Genomic DNA, 2,995 nt, shown 5'->3' on the forward strand with positions numbered 1-2,995 from the left:
CACTATGGTAATTGAAAAATAATTCCACCGTGATATCATGACACCCTCCCATGGCTGAAGACCCGGATGATCTCAAGCGTCTCACTGTTGATCCTGATCTTCGATTTCTTCAATTCATCCATAGTCTTGAAAAATGCCTCCCGCTGCCGCAGTGTAAACTGCAGTTTCAACCTGCAGGTATAGGCAGGCAGCTGCTCCGGGTACTGCTCCGTCAACCTGCTGCACCACTTCCCGCACAAGTCCGTATCCCCGACCTCCAGCAGCCGCAGGAAAATACTCTCATGCTGTTCAGGCGTGAGCCTGGAGGCGTTCTTCTGGTAGAGCTTCTCTGCGGCGTCTTCCATAAGGTGGACAAAGCGATTCTGCTCCAAATCCGAAAAAACCTGTTGATGCAAAACCTTGTCCATATAGTCCAATAGCGCCTCTTCCGCCCCGGTCTCCTCCGGGGCCTCTTCCTCCAGCTCCCCCAGTATCTTGCTGACAGTGATACGGAACTCGTTCAAAACGCTGCTCAACGCGGAGGCGGCGTAGTGCACAGTTTCGGAGTCTTTCGCATGAAGCGCCAGGGAGATTGCTGCCAGAGACTCGCTGGTGTCCCCCTTGATCGCGTTCATCATCGCCAGCCGCTGATTTTTACTGTCGTCCACCAGAACGGCCTCCTCCAGCGGAAGGATATTCCTCTCCCGGCTCTCATCCGCCTTTAACTGCGTCTTCACCCGCTCTTTGCCGAAAATCACATCTCTGAGATCGATTTCCATCCCAGAGGTCGCCTTATAGAGAAGCCAGGACAGGAAATAAAACGCTGCGCCGCCAGCCGGACAGAGCATCATGATCCAGAACCTCACCCAGTACTGCTCTGTCCCCCTCATCCTGTTCCAGATCAGACAGCATATGGATACCAGAACATTGAGTGCCAGCACGATCAAAACAGCAAGTTCCCCTCTCGTCAATTCCATAACTACCGCACCTTCCTCAACCGTGTCTCATAGCCAACCCTCTGGATACGCTGCACAATTTCCCCGGACTTTTCCTCGCTGGTATTGGCCAGCAGCACACACAAATTTCCGTCGTCCAGGATTCCGATGTAGTCCGTTTGTCGTATGCACTTCCCCAAAGCCTGATCCGCTTTTGCAAGCTCCGCTCTGTCTGCCTGCACCTCCAGCAGCACACATTCCGTAAGGCCCCGGGTTTGGGCATCCATAAACGCCTTCACCACCACTCCAAACGCCTCCGGCTGCATAATCCCTGTCCCCGACAGATACCGTTGCTCCCGCAGCGCCTCCAGGTAGCGCCTGGAGCGGACAACCGAGTTCTGAACCAGTGCGCCCGCAATCATAAGGCGGTTCGCCTCCGCCAGATTCATGCGCTGCCACGGGATCCCCCACACCATAAATATAAACTGCATTTCATCCTCCACAAAAACGGCGCTCGCCATCATGGGAAGGTTTTCGTCCATATCGTGGTTGATAAAGACCTTGTGATCCTTCAGCACTTCATACATCTCACCCGAGGAGGCATAGGCATAGGAGCCGCCCAGCTGTCTGGCCCGCGGGGAGGTGGAGGAGAAAAGTCTCGCGTATCCCTTGTTCGCCACAAGGTAGACGGCAACCTCCCGGCTGCCCATCAGCTCCTCCAGCATCTCCGCAGAGTAAAACAGGACCTCCTCCGGGGCGTATCTCTCCAGACGGGATGTCAACTCATAGATACGGCCAAGGCTCTCCCTCTGGTTCACAAGTTCCGTCTCAAACCCCTGCTTCATCCTGACATTGCTGTCGTTGATCTCCTCAATGTTTTTCACACGCCTTTTCAGAAACCGAATCTCCTCTTCCTGTTCTTCCCGGATATGATACATCCGGTCTCTCATGATTCCAACAGCCATACCGACAATGAAGAGCTGGGCCGTCCAGACATATGTATTGTAGTCCAGTAGCACCTCAAATCCGGTACGTCCCACAGTCTGCTGGAAGAAATACCCCAGCACTGCCAGCAGGGCCGACAAGATCGCCTGTCTCTGCCCGTGTATGATTGCGAACAACAGGACGTACAGCAGGAAAAAGTCCAGCTTTTCAAAATAGCGTCCACCGGCCGCCTGACTGCTGAGCAGGTTGAAGATCACGCAACAGACCACATTCTCCGCAAAGGGGAAAGCGGCTTTTATCATCGCGCTCAAGCGCTTTTTATTTCCGGTGTCCGCCCCCTCCGGCTCCATATAAGAGGACTTGTTGCGTTTGACAAAACGGATAATCTCTCTGATCTCTTTCCGGAAGTCTGCAATGGCGCTGAGTCCAAACTCCCCGGCGAACCTGCTTCCATCCAGCATCTGCCGCTGAACTCCGTCCGCCTCCCGCTCCACTGCCTTGACGGGAAAGTCCGCCTCCTCCGAGATGATCCGAGCAAGCTCCATCTCACTCATCTCCTTCATGGAGGACAGCTGATAGTCGCCGTATGCGTGACTCTCAGTGGATATTACTGCATAGACGAACGCCGCCGCATCTTTTACGTGCAGAATGGAAAAACTGCTCTTGCCGCTGGCGGAGACCGTCCCGGTCTTCACCGCCTCCAAACATTTTTGGAAGCAGAGATCGCCCTCTTTTTGTCCCTTTTGGGGCATTCCGTAGAGGTGGTCAAGCCTCAGGATGACAATGTCCTTCCCCTGGTTTCTCCGGCAGTTTTCACAAATCCCCTCGCCCTGCATAATGGCCATCGCCCGGTATCCGTCCGGAGCGGGCGGCGCATCCTCAGCAAAGCTGCCGGCATCGCCCGGCCTTCCGTAAATCTCCTCAGAGGACAGGTAGATAAAGCGGCCCTTGGAAAACGCCGCGTAGGAGGAGATGACATTCGCGATGGACGCGGTGTAGCGGGACAGTTCCCGGCTCTTTTTTTCCTCCCACGCAAAGCTGGGGTCCTGGGCGCCCATAAACAATACCGCGTCCGGCCCAATGCTTTGCATGACGTCCTTTACGCTCTCGTCCTCATAGGAAAAACTGTATTTTTC

General features: G+C 54.6%; 2 protein-coding genes. Both read right to left on the reverse strand.

Annotated elements, in window-relative coordinates:
- Nucleotides 1-35: 35 nt before the first annotated feature.
- On the reverse strand, nt 36-926 hold the full coding sequence (locus JX325_RS14520; RefSeq protein ID WP_374220633.1) for a hypothetical protein: 891 nt from the start codon (nt 924-926) through the stop codon (nt 36-38).
- A 32-nt stretch (nt 927-958) separates the two neighbouring features.
- Nucleotides 959-2,995, reverse strand: a 2,037-nt coding sequence (locus JX325_RS14525; protein ID WP_204791795.1) for an NAD(P)-dependent oxidoreductase, incomplete at its 5' end; no start/stop codon positions are given.

Origin of the sequence: Oscillibacter sp. CU971 (genome assembly GCF_905219725.1) — a bacterium.
Lineage (GTDB): Bacteria > Bacillota > Clostridia > Oscillospirales > Oscillospiraceae > Oscillibacter.